Raw genomic sequence first — 17,852 nt, 5'->3', positions numbered from 1 at the left:
CGGCGGGACCGTCAGTGGCCGCCTTCGGAAGCGCCGAACATCGTCTTGGCGTAGATGACCCCGAGCCCGTAGGCGCCGCCGTACTTCTTCGCGACGCCGGTGGTGAAGTCGTAGGTCTCGGCGCGGGCCCAGTCGCGCTGGAGCTCGAGGATGTACTGGAGCGAGGTCATGGGGCGCACGCCCGCCTGGATCATGCGCTCCATGGCGCGCTCATGCGCCTCGTCCGAGACGTCGCCGCAGGCGTCGGCGATGACATAGGCCTCGAACCCCTGGTCGATCGCCGAGAGCGTCGGGCCGACGATGCAGACCGACGTCCAGAGGCCCGCGAACACCAGCCGCCGCTTGCCGATGCGGTTGACCTCGTCGATGACGGCCGCGTCCTCCCAGGTGTTCATCGAGGTGCGGTCCAGTAGCTTCTGGCCCGGGAAGGCGTCGGTGATCTCGGAGAACATCGGGCCCGAGAAGCTCTTCTCGGCGACCGTGGTCAGGATCGTCGGCACGCCGAAGCCCTTCGCCGCATGGCTGATCAGGGCGGCGTTGTTTCGCAGCGTGACGGCGTCGATCGACTTCGTCGCAAACGACATCTGCGACTGGAAGTCGATCAGCACCAGCGCGTGGTCGGTCGGCGAGACGAGGAGCGAGCCGGGCGTCGGCGTGGCGGTGACGGACATGTGGGTTCCCCTGAACGCGCGGCCACGAACGCCGTCGCTGTTTCGAGAGGAACGTGCCGGGGGCGATCAGCTTCGTCTTGAATGCTTGTCGCGCGTTTTGAACGTTTGATTCATCGGAAGAATGAAACCGGTTGGCCGCGCTCGTTTTAAGACCAGACCCAGAAACGATCGGCGAAGGCCGTCCGGCGACAAACGTTTGAAGCGCTTTGCGCCAGGTTCGCACCGGCGAAAATTCGCATCCGCAGCAATGCTGCGCGGCGGCATCAGCCGCGAAAGCGGACTCCCGTTAACGACGACGCCGTCTACGCGGGGCGGATCGCATTTCTTCCCAGACCCGGCAGCGACGGGATCGCTCTCCGACGTCCGACATGGCGCGTCAACGCCTGTCAGCGTTCCAAAAACACGTAAGTAATTACTTGAAATGAAGACTGGCGGAGGGGCGTCCGTGTCCGCATAATTTGTTGAGATCCAGCGTTGTTCATTTCGTTGGAATTTGAGGCGATGTACGCGGATCGTTCGTCCGGTCGAATCCATCGACATCTATTGCAAGCCAACATACGATGTGGGCTAAAATGTGGGGTGACTAAGTTCGGCGGATGGCGGCATGAAGCGGAAGGGACGGCACCCCGACAAGGCGCTGACGGCGTTGGGTGTGAGGGCGCTCAAGGAGCCAGGGCGCTACGCCGACGGCAATGGGCTCTATCTGGTCGTGGATCCGTCTGGCTCCAAGCGTTGGCTGCTCCGAACGGTTGCGCAGGGCCGGCGCCGCGACATGGGGCTCGGGAGCGCTTCGCTGGTGAGCCTCGCCGAGGCCCGAGAGTTGGCGGTTCGTCACCGGAAGATCGCGCGCGAAGGCGGCGATCCGATCCAAGCCCGCAAATCCGAGAAGGTCGCGGTTCCGACGTTCGCGGAAGCGGTCGAGCAGGTTCATGCCGACCACACTCCCGGATGGCGCAACGACAAGCACGCGGCGCAATGGATCAACACGCTGCGGACCTACGCCATACCTCTGATCGGCGATCGGCTGGTGAACTCGATCGAGACGCCCGACATCCTTACGGTGTTGAGCCCGATCTGGCTGACGAAGCCCGAAACCGCGCGTCGCGTCCGGCAGCGGCTCAAGGTCATCCTGGACTGGGCGAAGACCGCGGGGCATCGCAGCGGCGAGAATCCGGTGCTTGGCGTCGACCGCGGCCTGCCGAAGCAGCCCAAGAAGTCTGGTCACCATAAAGCGCTGCCGTATGGCCAAACGCCGGCCTTCGTCAAAGCCTTGCGTATGCAGAACGCCACTGTGAGGACCAAGCTCGCCTTCGAGTTTCTGATTTTGACCGCGGCTCGCACCGGAGAGGTTCTCGGCGCGACGTGGAGCGAGGTCGACCAGGCCGCGAAGGTTTGGACCATTCCGGCGTAGCGCATGAAGGCGGGCCGGCCGCACCGCGTGCCGTTGAGCGCCCGTTGCTTCGAAATCCTTGCGGACGCGAAGCGGGCCGAAGGCTCCGAGGGTTATGTGTTCAAGGGCGCGCCCGACCGGCCATTGTCGGGGATGGTGTTTCTGATGATGCATGCGTCGCATGGACGTGGACGCGACGGCGCACGTGACGTGACCCCGTTTTTCATCCAGCGGAAGCGAGAGTCCTGTCGTGATCTGAGCCGTCGTCGATGGCGGTTTCAAGAGGCCGAAGCGTGGAGCTGTCAGGTTGCGCAGCGCTTCGGCCGGCGGTCTCGAGGATGGCGCTGGCGTAGGCCCGAGGCGTAATCCAGCCGAGCTTCGAGTGCGGTCGTTGTTCGTTGTAGTCGCGCGGCCAGGCTTCGAGCACGGCGCGGGCGTGCGGCAACGAGCGGAACAGCGTCTCGTTCAGAAGCTCGTCGCGCAGCCGACCGTTGAAGCTCTCGATGAAGCCGTTCTGCTGGGGCTCGCCCGGCGCGATGTAATGCCAGCCGACGCCGGTCTCGTCCGCCCAGCCGAGGATCGCGTTCGACGTGAACTCCGTGCCGTTGTCGCTGACGATCGTCGTCGGCCGGCCGCGCCGGCGCACGATGTCGTCGAGCTCGCGGGCGACCCGCAGGCCGGACAGCGAGGTGTCGGCGGCGAGCGCCAGGCACTCCCGCGTGCAGTCATCGACCACGGCGAAGATGCGGAAGCGGCGGCCGTCCGTGAGCTGGTCCGACAGGAAGTCCGGCTCAAGCGCTGGTTCGCCCTGATGGGCGTCTCGATCGGCCGACGCGTTCCCATCGCCCGCTTGGGACCGCCGCGACGGCGCGCCGCCAGCTTCTCCTCGCGATAGAGCCGCTGCACGCGCTTGCGGTTGACCACGTGCCCCTCCCGTCGAAGCAGCACGTGCAGTCGCCGGTAGCCGAAGCGCCGGCGCTCCGCCGCCAGCTCCTTCAGCCGACCGCGCAGGACGGCGTCGTCGGGACGCGAACCCTGATAGCGCACGCTCGTCCGATCTACGCCGACCACCCGGCACGCCCGCCGCTCGCGCATATCGAAGGCCTCGGCGAGATACGCCACAGTCTCCCGTCGAGCTGCGGGCGTCACCATTTTTCCCAAAAGATCCTTCAGCGCCTCGTTGTCGAGCATCGCGTCCGCCAGCATCCGCTTCAGCCGACCGTTCTCGTCCTCGAGCCCCTTGAGACGCCGCGCGTCCGAGACGTCGAGGCCTCCGAACTTGGACTTCCATTTGTAAAACGTCGCCGAGCTGACGCCGTGCTTCCGGCAGACCTCTGCGGTCGCCACCCCCGCCTCCTGCTCCCGTAGGATCGCGATGATCTGCTCTTCCGTGAACCGTGACTTCTTCATCCATCCGTCCCCCCTTGGGTCCGGACTCTAGCCATCTGTGGCGGAGTTTCAGGGGCTCACGTCACTACGAGCATCTCGGCGATGGCCGATCGGTCGCGATCGACCTCAACACGATCGCCGGGGTCAAGGGAGAGACCCACGATGCGACGCTCGTGCTGACGTCTTCCAAGAACAAGCTGTACGACCTGAAGGAGGCGCTCGGCCCGCTTTCCGGCACATCGGTCGCCAGGACGGCTACATCGATACCGCCGCAGCTAATGAACCTCTTCGTGGGTATCACGCGGCCCAGATCCCTGCTCTGCCTTGCTGTCGTCGCCGATCACATCACAGAGGCTTAGAAGATCGCATTGATCGGCACTGGATGGCTCGTTCGAGACCTGCGCGTGACATGAGTTCAGCGAGGCAAGCAGTGCACTTGATCGGGGCAGGTCTAGAGGGGCCTAGAAGCCGACCTTCCGACGGTCCGCAAAGGGTCTTGATCGTGTAAAAACGCTCGGTGCTGGGAGGCGTCCAGCGGCGGGCGTCCAAGGCCATCGGGTTTGGCCCAGGCGGGCTCTTTTTTGACACTACAACCGGCGTCAGGGTCACCAGTCGGTTTGTCAGCCTGCCTGAACGGGCCCATCGGCTCGCTTAGGCCCGGATCGCTGCGATCATCGGCTTGACGCCTACGATGTTGAGGACACGGGTCAGATTGTAGGCGAGCACGTGCAGCGCCATCTCGCCGGCGACCCGCGGCAGCGTCTTCATCAGGAAGTGGGTCGCGCCCATCCGCGCCTTCATCGTGCCGAACGGGTGCTCGACCGTCTCGCGGCGCTGGCGCATGGCGTTCGGGTTCGCGTCCAGCCGGCGCTGGACGGCCTCGAGCACATGCTCGTGCTCCCAGCGCGTGATCCGTCGCTCCTTGGCCGGGGTGCAGCGCGCCTTGATAAGGCAGCCATGGCACGCCATCGTCCAGTAGCGGCGTAAGGTCAGCCCGCCCTGCGGCCTTGGCTCCGGACGTCATCGGCTTCGGCAGCGTCACGGCAATCCCCGCCTGCTCGCAGGCCAGGATCTGCTCGCCGTTGAAGTAGCCCCGGTCGGCGACGGCCTCGAGCCGATCCGTCTGTAGGACGGCCTTCGCCTGACGAGCGATGGCGGCGAGTTGCGAGCGGTCCGATCCGACGTTGGTCACCTCGTGGGCGACAATCAGATGATGCTCGATCTCGACCGCGACTTGAACGTTGTAGCCGACGACGCCGGAGCCGCGGCCGCTCGTCGCCATCGAGCGCGCGTCGGGATCGGTGGTCGATATCTGCCGATCGGGCGCCGCCAGCATCTGCGTCTCAAGCTAGGCAAGCCGGCGCGCCTCGCCTTGCAGCTTCGCGATCTTGTCCTTCAGCCGCGAAGTCTTGGTCGCCAGGACCGCCGACGGCTCCTGCCGGTCGGCTGTGTCGAGTTGCTCCAGGTAGCGCACGACGCTCTCCTCGATCTGAGCCTTTCGCCGCTCCGTCTTGGCACGGGTGAAGTTCCGATCCCGGTTGTCACGCCTTGAACTTGCTGCCGTCGATCGCGACGCTCACCGCCGCCAACAGACCCATCTCGCGGCACAGCGCACGAACCGCGCGCAGACCTTGCGGAGCGCCTGGCCGTTGTCCTTACGGAAGTCCGCGATCGTCTTGTGGTCCGGAACGAGCCGGCCCGTCAGCCACATCACCTCGACGTTCCGGCCAGCCTCACGCTCCAGCCGCCGGCTCGACTGCACCCGGTTCAGGTAGCCGTAGATGTAGAGCTTGAGCAGAACCGACGGATGATACGCCGGACGGCCAGTCGCCTCCGGCGTCACGCCATCGAACCCAAGCTCGCCGAGATCGAGAGCGTCCGCGAAGGCGTTGATCACGCGGACCGGATTGTCGTCGTCGATCCAGTCGTCCAACCGGTCCGGAAACAGCGTCGTCTGGCTGCGATCCACGCCCTCGATGAAGCGACCCATCCGATCCCCCGAAGCAGATGAGGTATCCTGCCACCACGCGGGTTTTCACACAGCCAGGGTCAGAAGGGGGCGTTTGGCTATGAGCTTGTCGTGCCGATCTGAGCGGCGGCCCCGATCTCGTATTTATAGAGAATCAGGAGCGCCCGGATGTCCGATACGGCGTACCAGCATCCGTTAGCGTCTAAAGTGAATGTGGGGTAATTTGTGGGCTAAAAATCAAGGTCTTCTGCAAATCGCAGTCACTTCAATACCTTGAAGGCAGGACTGGCGGAGGGGGCGGGATTCGAACCCGCGATACGGTTGCCCGCATACACACTTTCCAGGCGTGCGCCTTCAACCACTCGGCCACCCCTCCCGCGAGGGCGAGGGCTTATCAAGCGGACGGCGCGGTGACAAGCGCGAGCTAGCGGGTGAGAGCTTCCGTCGCGTCGCCGGCCGGCGGACAGCGGGATCGCCCTGGGACAAAGCTCGGAACGCGCATTGTCCCGGAGCGCTTCCCGGCCCATCTTCTCCCGCGAACGCGACGTCCCCGCGTCGCGCCAACGGGAAGCTCGACGACGCCTATGATTCGATTTCTTCTTCGCCTGCTCGGCTTCCTCGTCCTCGCCGCGGGTTTCGTCGCCCTGGTGGTCGACGGCGCGCGCTCGATCGCGGCCGGGGTCCTGTCGCTGACGCCGACGGCCCAGTCCTGGGCGCAGTTCTCGCCCGACACGCTCGAGAGCGTGAAGCGCTTCGTCGCGGAGCTGGGCGTCCCGACGCTCGAAAATCCGGTCCTGTCCTCGATCCTCGCGTCGCCGACCTTCGCGCCGCTCATCGTCGTCGGCGTGCTGCTGATGCTCATCGGCCGGCGGCCGCGGCGGCGGGTCGGCGTCGAGCCGTGACGGCCCGCGGCGCGACCTAACGCCCGGCCCCGATCGGGACGCTTGCCGGTCCGCCAGGTCCATGCCATGGCCTGCGGAGAGGGTCGGAGGACGCGGCGCGCAGGCCGCCGGGGCTTGGGAAGACGATGATCGCACGGACGCTGGAGCGTGGACTGTTCGCCAGCCGCTGGCTGATGGCGCCCTTCTATGTGGGGCTGGTCGTCGGGCTCGTGGTGCTTCTGGTGAAGTTCCTGCAGGAACTTCTGCATTTCGCCGAAGGCGTGCTGCACGCGACCGAAAGCCAGGTCATCCTCGGCGCGCTGTCGCTGATCGACCTGTCGCTCACCGCGAACCTCGTGCTGCTGGTGATCTTCTCGGGTTACGAGAACTTCGTCTCGCGCATGGACCTGAAGGACCAGAGCGTCCGCCCGGAATGGATGGGCAAGGTCGACTTCTCCGGCCTCAAGATGAAGCTGATCGCCTCGATCGTCGCGATCTCGGCGATCCAGTTGCTGAAGTCGTTCATGGATCTCGGCTCGACCAGCGACCGCGACATCTACTGGATGACCGTGGTGCACGCGGTGTTCGTGCTCTCCGGCGTGTTCCTCGCGCTCTCCGATTGGCTGACCGACAAGGCGCACGGAAGCGAGGGCGACAGCCACGCCCCGAACCCCGAGGGCGAGGACACCGAGGAGCACCGCGCGAAGGAGGTGGCCGAGAAGCGCGGCGCCGCAGCCGGGGCCGAGGCGGGAGCCAAGGCCGCCGCCCACTGACGGCGCGGCCGGCCGGCGGCCTACTCAGGCAGCCGGCGCGGCCGTGGTCTTGGGCTCGAACGGGCAGAGGTCCGCGATCAGGCAGGACGGACAGTCCGGCTTGCGCGCCTTGCAGACGTATCGCCCATGCAGGATCAGCCAGTGATGGGCGTGCCGCCGGTAGGCGTCCGGCACCACGGCCTCAAGCCCGAGTTCGACCTCGAGCGGCGTCTTGCCGGGCGCGAGCCGGGTGCGGTTGCCGACCCGGAACAGATGGGTGTCGACCGCGATCGTCGGCTCGCCGAAGGCGATGTTCAGCACCACGTTCGCGGTCTTGCGGCCGACGCCCGGCAGCAGTTCCAGCGCGGCCCGCGAAGGCGGCACCGCGCCGCCATGCTCCGCGATCAGCCGCTCCGACAGCGCGATGACGTTCTTCGCCTTGGTGCGGTAGAGGCCGATCGTCCGGATGTGCTCGCGCACGCGCTCCTCGCCGAGCGCGACCATCGCCTCCGGCGTCGCGGCCTCGGCGTAGAGGCGGCGCGTCGCCTTGTTGACGCCGACGTCGGTCGCCTGCGCCGAGAGCACGACCGCCACCAGCAGCGTGTAGGGATCGACGTGCTCCAGCTCCCCTTTCGGCTCCGGATCGCGGGCGTGGAAGCGGCGGAACATCTCCTCGACCACCGCCGGCGGCAGCCGGTCTGGCGCGGCCGCGTTCCGGCGCGCGGGCGCTTTCGTGGCGGCCTTGCGCGCGGTGGCGGGTTTCGGCGCGGAGGCGCGGGCGGAGGTCTGGCGGGGCGGCATGGGCCGGTTATACTGAAGCCATGGGCGAGGACGCCAGAGCGCTGAGCGCGAGACCCCTGGACGCGGCCGACGCCGAGGTGTTCGCCGCGGTGATCACCCCGCACCGTTCGCTCGGATCGCGCGGCGCGGCGATCCTGGTCGGCGGCTTCGCCGTGCTCTCGACGATCGTCAGCGTGCCGTTCTTCCTCGTCGGGGCCTGGCCGGTGGTCGGCTTCTTCGGGCTCGACGCGTTGCTGCTCTGGCTCGCGCTCCGGGCGAGCTTCGCGCAGGCGCGCGCCTGCGAGCGCGTCGTCCTCACCTATGTCGAGCTGGTCGTGCGCCGGATCACGGCGCGCGGCGTGGAGAGCGTGTGGCGGTTCAACCCGCTGTGGGTGCGGCTCGAGACCGAGACCGACGAGGATTTCGGCATGACCCGCGTCGCGATCCGGGAACGGCAGGCGTCGCTCGACGTAGGACGCGCGCTGTCGCCGGGCGAACGCGCCGAGTTCGCGGACGCCTTCGGGGCCGCGCTCGCCAAGGCCCGGCGCGGCGCGCTCTCGCCCGCCGCCGAACGGTGACCCGCGACCGTCGGTTTCGGGTGTCCGCCCGGCCGCCCCGCCGCCATGGTGGCGGCGAACCGCATCTCGACCGGAGGCCGGACATGTTCGACGCCCCTTCATCGCCCCTCGGCGACGTCCCCGTGGCCTTCACGCCCGAACCCGCCGCGACGGCCTCGGATTATGACGTGATCCGGCGCGCGCTCGAACATCTGACCACCCGCTTCCGCTCGCAGCCGACGGTGGAGGAGGTCGCGGACGTCGTCGGCCTGTCGCCGTCGCATCTGCATCACGTGTTCCGCCGCTGGTGCGGGTTGTCGCCGAAAGCCTTCCTGCAGGCGGTGACGCTCGACCGGGCCCGCGACCTGCTGCGCCGCGACGACGTCAATCTGCTCGACGCCTCCTACGAGCTCGGCCTGTCGGGGCCCGGACGGCTGCACGACCTGTTCGTCACCCACGAGGCGATGTCGCCGGGCGACTTCAAGACCGGCGGCGCCGGGCTCGTCATCCGCTGGGGCGTCGCGCCTTCGCCGTTCGGCGTCGCCGTGCTCACCGCGACCGACCGCGGGCTGTGCGGCATCGGCTTCGCCGACCAGGCGGGCGGCGTGCAGGAGGCCTATCGCGATCTCGCGCGGCGCTGGCCGGCGGCGAGCTTCGTGCGCGACGACGCCGCGATCGGACCTTATGCGGCGCAGGCGTTCGACCCCGCCTGCTGGAGCCCGGACCGCCCGCTGCGGGTGGTGCTGATCGGCACCGACTTCGAGGTGACGGTGTGGCGGACGCTGCTGAGCGTGCCGCTCGGCTGCGCCACCACCTATGGCGACATCGCGCAGACCATCGGCCGCCCGAAGGCCGCGCGCGCGGTGGGCGCGGCGGTGGGGAAGAACCCGATCTCCTTCGTCGTGCCCTGCCACCGGGTGATCGGCCGCGACGGCGCGCTGACCGGCTACCACTGGGGCCTGACCCGCAAGCGCGCGATGCTGGGCTGGGAGACCGCGAAGCGGCGCGGCGACGGCCCGGCGGAGGACGGCGCCGTCGCCTGAGCCTCACCAGATGCGCGTCACCAGATAGCCGGAGCGGCGGATCATCTCCACGAGGCCGCTCGGCCCCGGCAGGTGCAGGGCGCCGACCGCGAGGAAGGCTTCGCCGCGCGACAGGATCGGCAGCGCGCGATCGAGCATCGAGGCGTTGCGGCGGGTGATGAAGGCCGACAGGAAATCGGCGTAGCCGTCGACGTCGAACACGCCGGCCCAGGTCGGGCCCCGCATCGCGAGCAGGTAGCCGATGCGCCGCGTCCGGTAGAGCCCGGTGATCGTGCTCTCCACGTCCTCAGGCTTCATGCCGCGTTCGGCCGCGTCCTTTAGCATGCGCACGGCGACGCCGTCCGGCACCGAGGCCAGCGCCTCGACCTGCTCCAGCGGGGTCTCCAGCGCGACCACGTCCGATCCCTGCTCATGGGCGAGGCGCTCGATGCGGCCGTCCGCGGTTTCTGTGTCCGAGCCGTTGGGCGCCGCGGCGCAGGTCGAGCGCGACAGGGCGAGCGCGAGATACCAGGGCTGGAGCTGGTTCGCGACGCCCGGCGGGATACCAGCCTGCGCGATGCGCCGCTCGACGTCGGGCCGCACATGCTCGGGCAGCAGCCGCAGCGCGCCGCCGGTCGGGCGGTAGGATCGGTTCGCGACGAGGCGGCGAAGCTCGCCGGCGACGCGACGGGTGCTCGCGCCCGGCAGCTCGATCGCGACCACATGGGAGCGGGCGAGCGCGCGGATGACCAGCTCGTCGAAATCCTTGGCCTGCGCGTCGGTCGAATGCATCGTGCCGAACAGGTAGGACGGCCGTCCGCCCGGCCGCTCGATGCGCCAGAGCAGCCCCTGTCCGTTGACGACGTTGCGGGCGGCGTCCTCGAACGCCGCGAAGCCGGCCGGATCGCTCGCCTGAAGCGCCTTGACCAGATCGACGCCCGCGCAGGGCTCGAGCTGGCCGCCCTGCGCCTGGGTTTCCGCCGCGCCCCGGGCCGCAGGAGCGTCGTCGGAGGGGGCGGGGGTCGGGATCGCCGGCGCGTCCTCGGCGGCGGACGCCGACGAGAACGTGGTCGTGGCGAGGCCGAGCACGATCAGCGCTGCGCGAAACCCACGCTGCGCCCGACCGCCGTTCCGCGTCGACCACGTCGCCATGGCCCGAAATGATGGCGCGCTTTGGCGGCGCGGCCAATCATTTCTTCATGACTGAACGCGTCCGCGGCGATTGCCGGAACGCTGGCCGGTCAGCCGGCGAGATCCTTGATCGCGGCGATCGTCGAATCCGCGTTGACGTCGTAGATGATGGGAGCAGCGGTGAACAGCTCGCGGCGCAGCAGCGCCTCGGGCGTCAGGCGCTCCAGCACCATGATCAGCGCGCGCAGCGAATTGCCGTGCGCGGTGACGAGCGTCTGCTCGCCGTTCAGCACGCGCGGCAATATCTCGCGCACGAAGTACGGCAGCGCGCGGGCGACCGTGTCGCGCAGCGACTCGCCGCCGGGCGGGGGCACCTCGTAGGATCGGCGCCACATCAGCACCTTCTGCTCGCCCCAGGTCTTGCGGGCGTCGTCCTTGTTCAGGCCGGTGAGTTCGCCGTAGTCGCGCTCGTTGAGCGCCGCGTCCTCGATCACCGGGACGCGCTGGCCGAGCTCGGCCAGGATCAGGTCGTTGGTGCGCTGGGCGCGCTGCAGCTTCGAGGTGAAGGCGACGTCGAACTTGATGTCCTGCGCCTTGAGGCGCGCCCCGGCGGCCTTCGCTTCCTCGACGCCCTTTTCCGTCAGTCCGGGATCCTTCCAACCTGTGAAGAGGTTCTTGAGGTTCCACTCGCTCTGGCCATGGCGGACGAGGACGAGGCGACGTTGCATGCGGCTGCTCCGGCGGAAGGGGCGGTCGGATCGGCGAGCTGTGGTGGCGCCGCGCGATCCTTAGCCTAGCCGCACGGCCTTTGCACGAAGCTTTGCGTCGCTTTCAGGCGGGCTGAAGACCCAGCACGTCGGCCATGCCGTAATGGCCGGGCTTGCGCCGGAAGCCCCAGAGGGCCGCCTTCACGGCGCCGCGGGCGAAGATCATGCGGTCCTCGGCCCGGTGCCCGAGTTCGACGCGCTCGCCGGGGCCTGCGAGAATCACCGAATGGTCGCCGACGACGGTGCCGCCGCGCAGCGTCGCGAAGCCGATGGTCCCTTCGACGCGGGGGCCGGTGTGGCCGTCCCGCACGCGAACTGCGCTTTCGGCGAGGGCGATCTCCCGGCCTTCCGCGGCGGCCTGGCCGAGCAGCAGGGCGGTGCCGGACGGCGCGTCCACCTTCAGCCGGTGATGCATCTCGACGATCTCGACGTCCCATTCGGGCCCCAGCGCGCGCGCCGCCTGCCGCACCAGCGCCGCAAGCAGGTTGACGCCGAGGCTCATGTTGCCCGAGCGCACGATGACGCCGTGCCGGGCCGCGGCGTCGAGCCGCGCGATCTGCGCCGTCGAGAAGCCTGTCGTGCCGATGACGTGCACGATGCGCGCCTGCGCGGCGAGTTCCGACAGGGCGACGCTCGCCTCGGGCGCCGTGAAATCGAGGACGCCGTCCGCCGCTGCGACGAGCGGCAGCGCGTCGTCCGTCACGGCGATCCCGAGCGGCCCCACACCCGCGAGCTCGCCGGCGTCGCGGCCGAGATGCTCGGAGCCAGCGCGCTCGAGCGCGCCGGCCAGCTCGACGCCCTCCGTCTCGCCGATCGCACGCACCAACGCGCGGCCCATGCGGCCGGAGGTTCCTGCAACGATGAGGCGCATGGCGGGCGTCCTTATGCGGAAAGGCGTGATGCGATGGGTCGGTCCAGGGCGACGCTATAACAGGTCGCCCGCCGCCGCGTGAAACGCCGGAGACGAGAGTGACGTTTATATTATAACTGTTCTAATTCAATCCTTATGACAGGTTGGCGAAGCTGATTGACCGTTTGTAGAGCCGGGCCTACGACCGCATGGCGGCGAAACAAACGACCTCGCCTCGGAGGGCGGAGCGCCGCATATCGGGAACGCCGTCATGACAGCTCGTCTTTTCTCCCGTCTCGCCGCCGCCTGCGCGCTGTTCGGCGCCGCGACGCCTGCGCTCGCCGCCGAAGTGAACATCTACACCACGCGCGAGCCGGGGCTGATCCAGCCCATGCTCGACGCCTACACCAAAGAGACCGGGACCAAGGTCAACGCGATCTTCATCAAGGAGGGCCTCGCGGAGCGCGTGGCCGCCGAGGGTGCCGCTTCGCCCGCCGACATCCTGATGGTCGTCGACTACGGCAACCTCATCGACCTCGTCGACAAGGGGCTCGCCCAGCCGGTCAAGTCCGCGGCGCTCGAAACCGCGATCCCGCCGGCGTTCCGCGACCCCGAGGGCCGCTGGTTCGCGACCAGCATGCGCGCCCGCGTCGTCTACGCCTCGAAGGACCGGCTGCCGGATCTGAAGGCGCTGACCTACGAGGAGCTCGCCGACCCGAAGTGGAAGGGCAAGATCTGCATCCGCTCGGGCCAGCACCCCTACAACACGTCGCTGATCGCGGCCGTGATCGACAAGGACGGCAAGGACGGAGCCAAGGCCTGGCTCACCGGCCTCAAGGCCAATCTCGCCCGCAAGCCGAGCGGCGGCGACCGCGAAGGCGCCAAGGACATCCTCGCCGGAACCTGTGACCTCGCGGTCGGCAACTCCTACTATGTCGGCCTGATGCGCTCCGGCAAAGGCGGCGCCGAGCAGAAGACCTGGGCCGACTCGATCAACGTCATCCTGCCGACCTTCGCCAAGAGCGGCGGCACGCACGCCAACGTCGCCGGCGCGGTGGTCGCCAAGAACGCGCCGAACCGCGACGAGGCCGTGAAGCTGCTGGAGTTCCTGGTGACGGACGAGGGTCAGAAGCTGTTCGCCGAGACGAACTACGAGTACCCGGTGAAGGCGGGCGCCAAGACCGACCCGATCGTCGAGGCGTTCGGGACGTTCAAGCCCGACGACCATCCGCTGGTCGAGATCGCAAAGAACCGCAAGGCCGCGGCCGCGCTGGTCGACGAGGTCGGCTTCAACGACTGATTCCGGAGCCGACGCGGCGATGACCGTCGCGACGCATGGCGGCGACGCGCGCGTCGCCGCCGCCCCCCGTGACGGACGGCGCTGGCTCACGGCCAGCGCCGTCGTCGCGGCCCTGACGCTCGCGCCGGTGGCGGGCCTTGTCGGGCTCGCCCTGCGCGGCTCGGGCGATCTGTGGCCGCATCTGATCGCGACCGTCCTGCCGCGGGCGCTGATCGAATCCGCGACCCTGCTCGCCGGCGTCGGCGCCGTGGTCGCCGTGGTCGGAGTCGGGACCGCCTGGATCGTCTCGGCCTACCGTTTTCCCGGCCGCGCCATGTTCGACTGGGCGCTGCTGCTGCCGCTCGCGATCCCGACCTACATCGCGGCCTTCGCCTATCTCGACATCCTGCACCCGATCGGCCCCGTGCAGACCGCGCTGCGGAGCGCGCTCGGCGTCCAGAACCCGCGCGACCTCTGGTTCCCGGAGATCCGCTCCATGGGCGGATGCGTCTTCCTGCTGGGATCCGTGCTCTACCCCTACGTCTACCTCACCGCCCGCTCGATGTTCCTGATGCAGTCGGCGACGGTGCTGGAGGTGGCGCGCACGCTCGGCGCCGGAGGCCTGCGGACGTTCTTCGTGGTCGCGCTGCCGCTCGCGCGGCCGGCGATCGCGGTCGGCGTCTCGCTGGCGCTGATGGAGGCGCTGAACGACATCGGCGCGGCCGAGTTCCTCGGCGTCCGCACCCTGACGGTGTCGATCTATACGACATGGGTGAACCGATCGAGCGTGGAGGGCGCGGCGCAGATCGCGCTGGCGATGCTCGCGATCGTGGTGCTGCTGGTCGCCCTCGAGCGCTGGGCGCGGCGCCGGCAGACCGTGTCCTCCGGCGCGCGCGGCGTTCGCGGCGCGGCGCGGCGCACGCCCGGCGCGCTGGGGCAGGCGGCCTGCGTGATCGCCTGCGCGCTGCCGATCCTCGCCGGCTTCGTCGCCCCCTTCGCCTATCTGCTGCGCGAGGCCTGGCGTCGGATCGCGGAGTTCGGCCTGCCGCCGCAGATCCTGCAAGAGACCCTGAACACGGTGCTGTTCGCGTCGGTCGCGACCGTGATCGCGGTGACGCTCGGCTTCGTCGTGGCCTACGCCGTGCGAATCGGGCGCGGCGGCCCCGCGCGCTTCACCCTGCGCGCCGCGAGCGTCGGCTACGCCATGCCGGGCACGGTGCTCGCGGTCGGCCTGCTGACGCCGCTCGCGGCCTTCGACAACATGCTCGACGGCGCGGCGCGCGAGTTTCTCGGCGTCTCGACCGGGCTGCTGCTGTCCGGCTCGGGAGCCGCGCTGATCTACGCCTATGTGGTACGGTTCCTCGCCATACCCGCCGGCGGCGTCGAGGCGGGACTCGCCAAGATCCCGACGACGCTCGACCACGCCGCGCGCAATCTCGGCGAACGGCCGGGCGGCGTCGTGCGCCGCATCCACGTCCCGCTCGCCGGTCCCGCCCTCGGCGCCGCCGCATTGCTGGTCTTCGTGGACTGCATGAAGGAGCTGTCGGCCACCCTGCTGCTGCGGCCGTTCAACTTCGAAACGCTCGCCACGCACGTCTACGCGGAAGCCTCCCGCGGCACCTACGAGAGCGGCGCGGTAGCCGCGATCGCCATCGTTCTCACCGGCCTCGCCCCTGTCGTGCTGGTGGCCCGCGCCAGCGCCCGGCGATGGACGTCGTCCCACGCCGCCGACGACGCTCCCGTCGAGGCGATCACCCGCCCCTGACGAATTATCACGCGGCGTTCTGTCGCTTCGTGATGTTCGACCCGCGACATTCCGCACTAGAATGATTATGACGTGTCGGCGAAAAGAGAGGCCGATGAAGTACGACGACGTCTTCCGCAATGCGGTCGAGCAGCTTCACCTCGAGAAGCGCTACCGCGTTTTCGCCGATCTCGAACGCCGCGCCGGGTCGTTCCCGCACGCGACGTGGCACGCGCCGGACGGCGCGCGCGACGTGGTCATGTGGTGCTCCAACGACTACCTCGGCATGGGCCAGCACCCGTCCGTCATCCGCGCGATGACGGAGACCGCCGAGCGCGTGGGCGCGGGCGCGGGCGGCACCCGCAACATCGCCGGCACCAACCATCCGCTGGTCCTGCTCGAGCGCGAGCTCGCGGACCTGCACGGCAAGGAGGCGGCGCTGGTGTTCTCCTCCGGCTACGTCTCCAACGAGGCCGGCATCTCGACCATCGCCCGGCTGCTGCCGGACTGCCTCATCCTCTCCGACGAGCTGAACCACGCCTCGATGATCGCGGGCGTGCGCGGCTCGGGCTGCGAAAAGAAGATCTTCCGGCACAACGACGTCGCCGACCTCGAGCGCATGCTCAAGGAGGCCGACCCGGCGCGCCCGAAGCTCATCGCGTTCGAGAGCGTCTACTCGATGGACGGGGACGTGGCGCCGATCAAGGCGTTCTGCGACCTCGCCGAGCGCTACGGCGCGATGACCTATCTCGACGAGGTCCATGCGGTGGGCATGTACGGCCCCCGCGGCGCCGGCATCGCCGAGCGCGAGGGCGTGATGCACCGCGTCGACGTGATCGAGGGTACGCTCGCCAAGGCCTTCGGCGTCATCGGCGGCTACATCGCCGGCACGCGTTCGCTGGTGGACGCCGTGCGCTCCTACGCGCCGGGCTTCATCTTCACCACCGCGATGCCGCCGGCGATCGCGGCCGCCGCCCGCGCTTCGGTCGCACATCTCAAGGCCTCGCAGACCGAGCGCGAGCGCCATCAGGCGCAGGCCGCCCGCACCAAGGCCGCGCTCGCCGACCGCGGCCTGCCGGTGATGGATTCCGAGACCCACATCGTGCCGGTGTTCGTCGGCTGTCCGGAGATGGCGAAGGCCGCCTCCGACGCGCTGCTGACCGACCACGGCATCTACATCCAGCCGATCAACTATCCGACCGTGCCCCGCGGCACGGAGCGGCTGCGGATCACGCCGACGCCGTTCCACGACGACGCGCTGATCGCGAAGCTCGCCCGCGCGCTGGACGCGGTGTGGGAGAAGCTCGACCTGCCGCGCCGCCAGATGGCGCAGGCGGCGGAGTAAGCTCCGCCGCCGTCCCGCGTCCTCAGACCGCGAGCGCCGGCGTCTCCCGACGCCGGGCCACGGCGACGAGCGCTATCGCCGTCAGCACCGCCATCGCCGACAGATACCAGCCGACGGCCGCGAGGCCGTAGGCCTTGGCGAGGTAGGTCGCGACATAGGGCGCAGGCGAGGCGCCGAGGATGCCGGCGAGATTGAAGGTCAGCGACGCGCCGGTGTAGCGCACCGCGGTCGGGAACAGCTCCGCCAGCGCCGCGCTGAGCGGGCCGTAGGTGCAGCCCATCAGGCCGAGGCCGAGCATCAGGAACAGCGCGACGCTGACCACGTCGCCGGCGCCGAACAGCGGCTGGAACAGGAAGCCGAACAGGAAAATTCCGATCGTCGCCCAGATCAGCGCGCGCTCGCGGCCGACCCGGTCGGCGATGCGGGCGGAGAACGGGATCGTGAGGCCGAACACCACCATGCCCAGCATTTGCAGCGGCAGGAATTCGCCGCGGGTGTAGTTCAGCACGCCGGTGCCCCAGCTCAGCGCGAACACCGTCATCAGGTAGAACACCGTGAAGGTCGCGGTCGCGCCAAGCGTGCCGAGCGCGAGCAGCCCGGTATGATCCCTCATCACCGCCGCGAACGGCACCCGCACGCGCTCATGCCGTTCCAGCGCGGCGCGGAAGGCCGGCGTTTCGGTGATCTTGAGCCGGACATAGAGCCCGACGATCACGAGCAGCGCGCTCGCGACGAAGGGGATGCGCCAGCCCCAGGCGAAGAACTGCTCGTCGGTCAGCGTCCAGGACAGCACGAGGAAGCTGAGCGCGGAGCAGATGAAACCGATCGGCGCGCCGAGCTGCGGGAACATGCCGTACCAGGCCTCCTTGCCCTTCGGCGCGTTCTCGGTCGCGAGCAGCACCGCGCCGCCCCATTCGCCGCCAAGACCGAGACCCTGTCCGAGCCGGAAGAGGGCGAGCAGCAGCGGAGCCGCGACGCCGATCTGCGCGTAGGTCGGCAGCAGCCCGATCGCGACCGTCGAGAAGCCCATAAGCATCAGGGCCGCGACGAGCGTCGCCTTGCGGCCGACGCGGTCGCCGAAATGCCCGAACACCGCCGCGCCGACCGGCCGCGCGAAGAAGGCGATCGCGAAGGTCGCGAACGACTGCAGCATCGCCGAGGACGGATCGCTCGACGGGAAGAACAGCTTCGGGAACACCAGCACGGCGGCGGTCGCGTAGATGTAGAAGTCGAAGAACTCGATCGTCGTGCCCACGAGACTGGCGAACAGCACGCGGGCGGGAGAGTTCTTCGGGGCGTCGGCGGAGGTGGTCACGAGGCGGCGC

The 17,852-nt window shown here is 68.9% G+C and carries 15 protein-coding genes, 1 tRNA gene and 1 pseudogene; 8 read left to right on the top strand and 9 right to left on the bottom strand.

Annotation, left to right across the window (positions count from 1 at the left end; all coding sequences use genetic code 11):
- Positions 1-11: 11 nt before the first annotated feature.
- The gene (locus ACFSCV_RS10655) at positions 12-671 is read right to left on the bottom strand and encodes a hydrolase (protein ID WP_378799571.1); all 660 of its coding nucleotides are present in this window, start codon (positions 669-671) and stop codon (positions 12-14) included.
- A gap of 604 nt (positions 672-1,275) precedes the next feature.
- Between ACFSCV_RS10655 and ACFSCV_RS10650 the strand changes: the two genes are divergently transcribed.
- Positions 1,276-2,082: a tyrosine-type recombinase/integrase gene (locus ACFSCV_RS10650; protein ID WP_378799570.1), complete on the top strand. Its 807-nt coding sequence runs from the start codon at positions 1,276-1,278 to the stop codon at positions 2,080-2,082.
- A 202-nt stretch (positions 2,083-2,284) separates the two neighbouring features.
- Here the strand turns inward: ACFSCV_RS10650 and ACFSCV_RS10645 are convergent.
- The 3 genes and pseudogenes from ACFSCV_RS10645 to ACFSCV_RS10635 form a co-directional block, all read right to left on the bottom strand.
- A protein-coding gene (locus ACFSCV_RS10645) for an IS3 family transposase (protein ID WP_378799569.1) occupies positions 2,285-3,471 on the bottom strand; the annotation gives its coding sequence in 2 pieces (ribosomal slippage) (positions 2,285-2,850 and positions 2,850-3,471; 1,188 coding nt in all).
- A 630-nt stretch (positions 3,472-4,101) separates the two neighbouring features.
- Positions 4,102-5,440 (bottom strand): annotated as a pseudogene (locus ACFSCV_RS10640) (IS1182 family transposase).
- 265 nt (positions 5,441-5,705) lie between these two features.
- Positions 5,706-5,795, bottom strand: a tRNA-Ser gene (locus ACFSCV_RS10635).
- 208 nt (positions 5,796-6,003) lie between these two features.
- Between ACFSCV_RS10635 and ACFSCV_RS10630 the strand changes: the two genes are divergently transcribed.
- Positions 6,004-6,321 carry a hypothetical protein gene (locus ACFSCV_RS10630; RefSeq protein ID WP_378799568.1) on the top strand — a complete coding sequence of 106 codons (318 nt, stop codon included), beginning with the start codon at positions 6,004-6,006 and terminating at the stop codon, positions 6,319-6,321.
- 125 nt (positions 6,322-6,446) lie between these two features.
- Positions 6,447-7,073 (top strand): TIGR00645 family protein, encoded by a 627-nt coding sequence (locus tag ACFSCV_RS10625; RefSeq protein WP_378799567.1) that lies wholly within the window; start codon positions 6,447-6,449, stop codon positions 7,071-7,073.
- Positions 7,074-7,097: 24 nt separating this feature from the next.
- On the opposite strand, the gene nth is transcribed toward ACFSCV_RS10625, so the two are convergent.
- A complete protein-coding gene (nth, locus tag ACFSCV_RS10620; protein WP_378799566.1) occupies positions 7,098-7,853 on the bottom strand; it encodes an endonuclease III in 756 nt (251 codons plus the stop codon).
- A 20-nt stretch (positions 7,854-7,873) separates the two neighbouring features.
- On the opposite strand from nth, the gene ACFSCV_RS10615 reads away from it, so the two are divergent.
- A complete protein-coding gene (locus ACFSCV_RS10615) occupies positions 7,874-8,410 on the top strand; it encodes a DUF2244 domain-containing protein (protein ID WP_378799565.1) in 537 nt (178 codons plus the stop codon).
- Between the two features lie 83 nt (positions 8,411-8,493).
- A complete protein-coding gene (locus tag ACFSCV_RS10610; protein ID WP_378799564.1) occupies positions 8,494-9,432 on the top strand; it encodes a methylated-DNA--[protein]-cysteine S-methyltransferase in 939 nt (312 codons plus the stop codon).
- A gap of 3 nt (positions 9,433-9,435) precedes the next feature.
- On the opposite strand, the gene ACFSCV_RS10605 is transcribed toward ACFSCV_RS10610, so the two are convergent.
- From ACFSCV_RS10605 to dapB, 3 genes are all read right to left on the bottom strand, one after another.
- Entirely contained in the window at positions 9,436-10,563 is a 1,128-nt protein-coding gene (locus ACFSCV_RS10605) for a TraB/GumN family protein (RefSeq protein WP_378799563.1), read from the bottom strand.
- A gap of 89 nt (positions 10,564-10,652) precedes the next feature.
- Entirely contained in the window at positions 10,653-11,270 is a 618-nt protein-coding gene (locus ACFSCV_RS10600) for a 2,3-bisphosphoglycerate-dependent phosphoglycerate mutase (protein ID WP_378799562.1), read from the bottom strand.
- A 103-nt stretch (positions 11,271-11,373) separates the two neighbouring features.
- Positions 11,374-12,180 (bottom strand): 4-hydroxy-tetrahydrodipicolinate reductase, encoded by an 807-nt coding sequence (gene dapB, locus ACFSCV_RS10595; protein ID WP_378799561.1) that lies wholly within the window; start codon positions 12,178-12,180, stop codon positions 11,374-11,376.
- Positions 12,181-12,430: 250 nt separating this feature from the next.
- Between dapB and ACFSCV_RS10590 the strand changes: the two genes are divergently transcribed.
- From ACFSCV_RS10590 to hemA, 3 genes are all read left to right on the top strand, one after another.
- Positions 12,431-13,459, top strand: coding sequence for an extracellular solute-binding protein (locus ACFSCV_RS10590; RefSeq protein WP_378799560.1), 1,029 nt, complete (start codon positions 12,431-12,433; stop codon positions 13,457-13,459).
- Between the two features lie 19 nt (positions 13,460-13,478).
- Positions 13,479-15,203: an ABC transporter permease gene (locus ACFSCV_RS10585; RefSeq protein WP_378799559.1), complete on the top strand. Its 1,725-nt coding sequence runs from the start codon at positions 13,479-13,481 to the stop codon at positions 15,201-15,203.
- A gap of 94 nt (positions 15,204-15,297) precedes the next feature.
- A complete protein-coding gene (gene hemA / locus ACFSCV_RS10580) occupies positions 15,298-16,527 on the top strand; it encodes a 5-aminolevulinate synthase (RefSeq protein ID WP_378799558.1) in 1,230 nt (409 codons plus the stop codon).
- A gap of 22 nt (positions 16,528-16,549) precedes the next feature.
- On the opposite strand, the gene ACFSCV_RS10575 is transcribed toward hemA, so the two are convergent.
- A complete protein-coding gene (locus ACFSCV_RS10575; RefSeq protein ID WP_378799557.1) occupies positions 16,550-17,842 on the bottom strand; it encodes an MFS transporter in 1,293 nt (430 codons plus the stop codon).
- Positions 17,843-17,852: the final 10 nt, after the last annotated feature.

Source organism: Methylopila henanensis (genome assembly GCF_042681025.1).
In the GTDB taxonomy this organism is placed as follows: Bacteria; Pseudomonadota; Alphaproteobacteria; order Rhizobiales; family Methylopilaceae; genus Methylopila; species Methylopila henanensis.
Note: the sequence above shows the minus strand (reverse complement) of the source record. Positions and strands in the feature narration are given on the sequence as shown.

Coding starts and splice junctions, on each gene's coding strand:
- ACFSCV_RS10655 (WP_378799571.1), bottom strand. CDS start 671: ATGTCCGTCACCGCCACGCCGACGCCCGGCTCGCTCCTCGTCTCGCCG.
- ACFSCV_RS10650 (WP_378799570.1), top strand. CDS start 1,276: ATGAAGCGGAAGGGACGGCACCCCGACAAGGCGCTGACGGCGTTGGGT.
- ACFSCV_RS10630 (WP_378799568.1), top strand. CDS start 6,004: ATGATTCGATTTCTTCTTCGCCTGCTCGGCTTCCTCGTCCTCGCCGCG.
- ACFSCV_RS10625 (WP_378799567.1), top strand. CDS start 6,447: ATGATCGCACGGACGCTGGAGCGTGGACTGTTCGCCAGCCGCTGGCTG.
- nth (WP_378799566.1), bottom strand. CDS start 7,853: ATGCCGCCCCGCCAGACCTCCGCCCGCGCCTCCGCGCCGAAACCCGCC.
- ACFSCV_RS10615 (WP_378799565.1), top strand. CDS start 7,874: ATGGGCGAGGACGCCAGAGCGCTGAGCGCGAGACCCCTGGACGCGGCC.
- ACFSCV_RS10610 (WP_378799564.1), top strand. CDS start 8,494: ATGTTCGACGCCCCTTCATCGCCCCTCGGCGACGTCCCCGTGGCCTTC.
- ACFSCV_RS10605 (WP_378799563.1), bottom strand. CDS start 10,563: ATGGCGACGTGGTCGACGCGGAACGGCGGTCGGGCGCAGCGTGGGTTT.
- ACFSCV_RS10600 (WP_378799562.1), bottom strand. CDS start 11,270: ATGCAACGTCGCCTCGTCCTCGTCCGCCATGGCCAGAGCGAGTGGAAC.
- dapB (WP_378799561.1), bottom strand. CDS start 12,180: ATGCGCCTCATCGTTGCAGGAACCTCCGGCCGCATGGGCCGCGCGTTG.
- ACFSCV_RS10590 (WP_378799560.1), top strand. CDS start 12,431: ATGACAGCTCGTCTTTTCTCCCGTCTCGCCGCCGCCTGCGCGCTGTTC.
- ACFSCV_RS10585 (WP_378799559.1), top strand. CDS start 13,479: ATGACCGTCGCGACGCATGGCGGCGACGCGCGCGTCGCCGCCGCCCCC.
- hemA (WP_378799558.1), top strand. CDS start 15,298: ATGAAGTACGACGACGTCTTCCGCAATGCGGTCGAGCAGCTTCACCTC.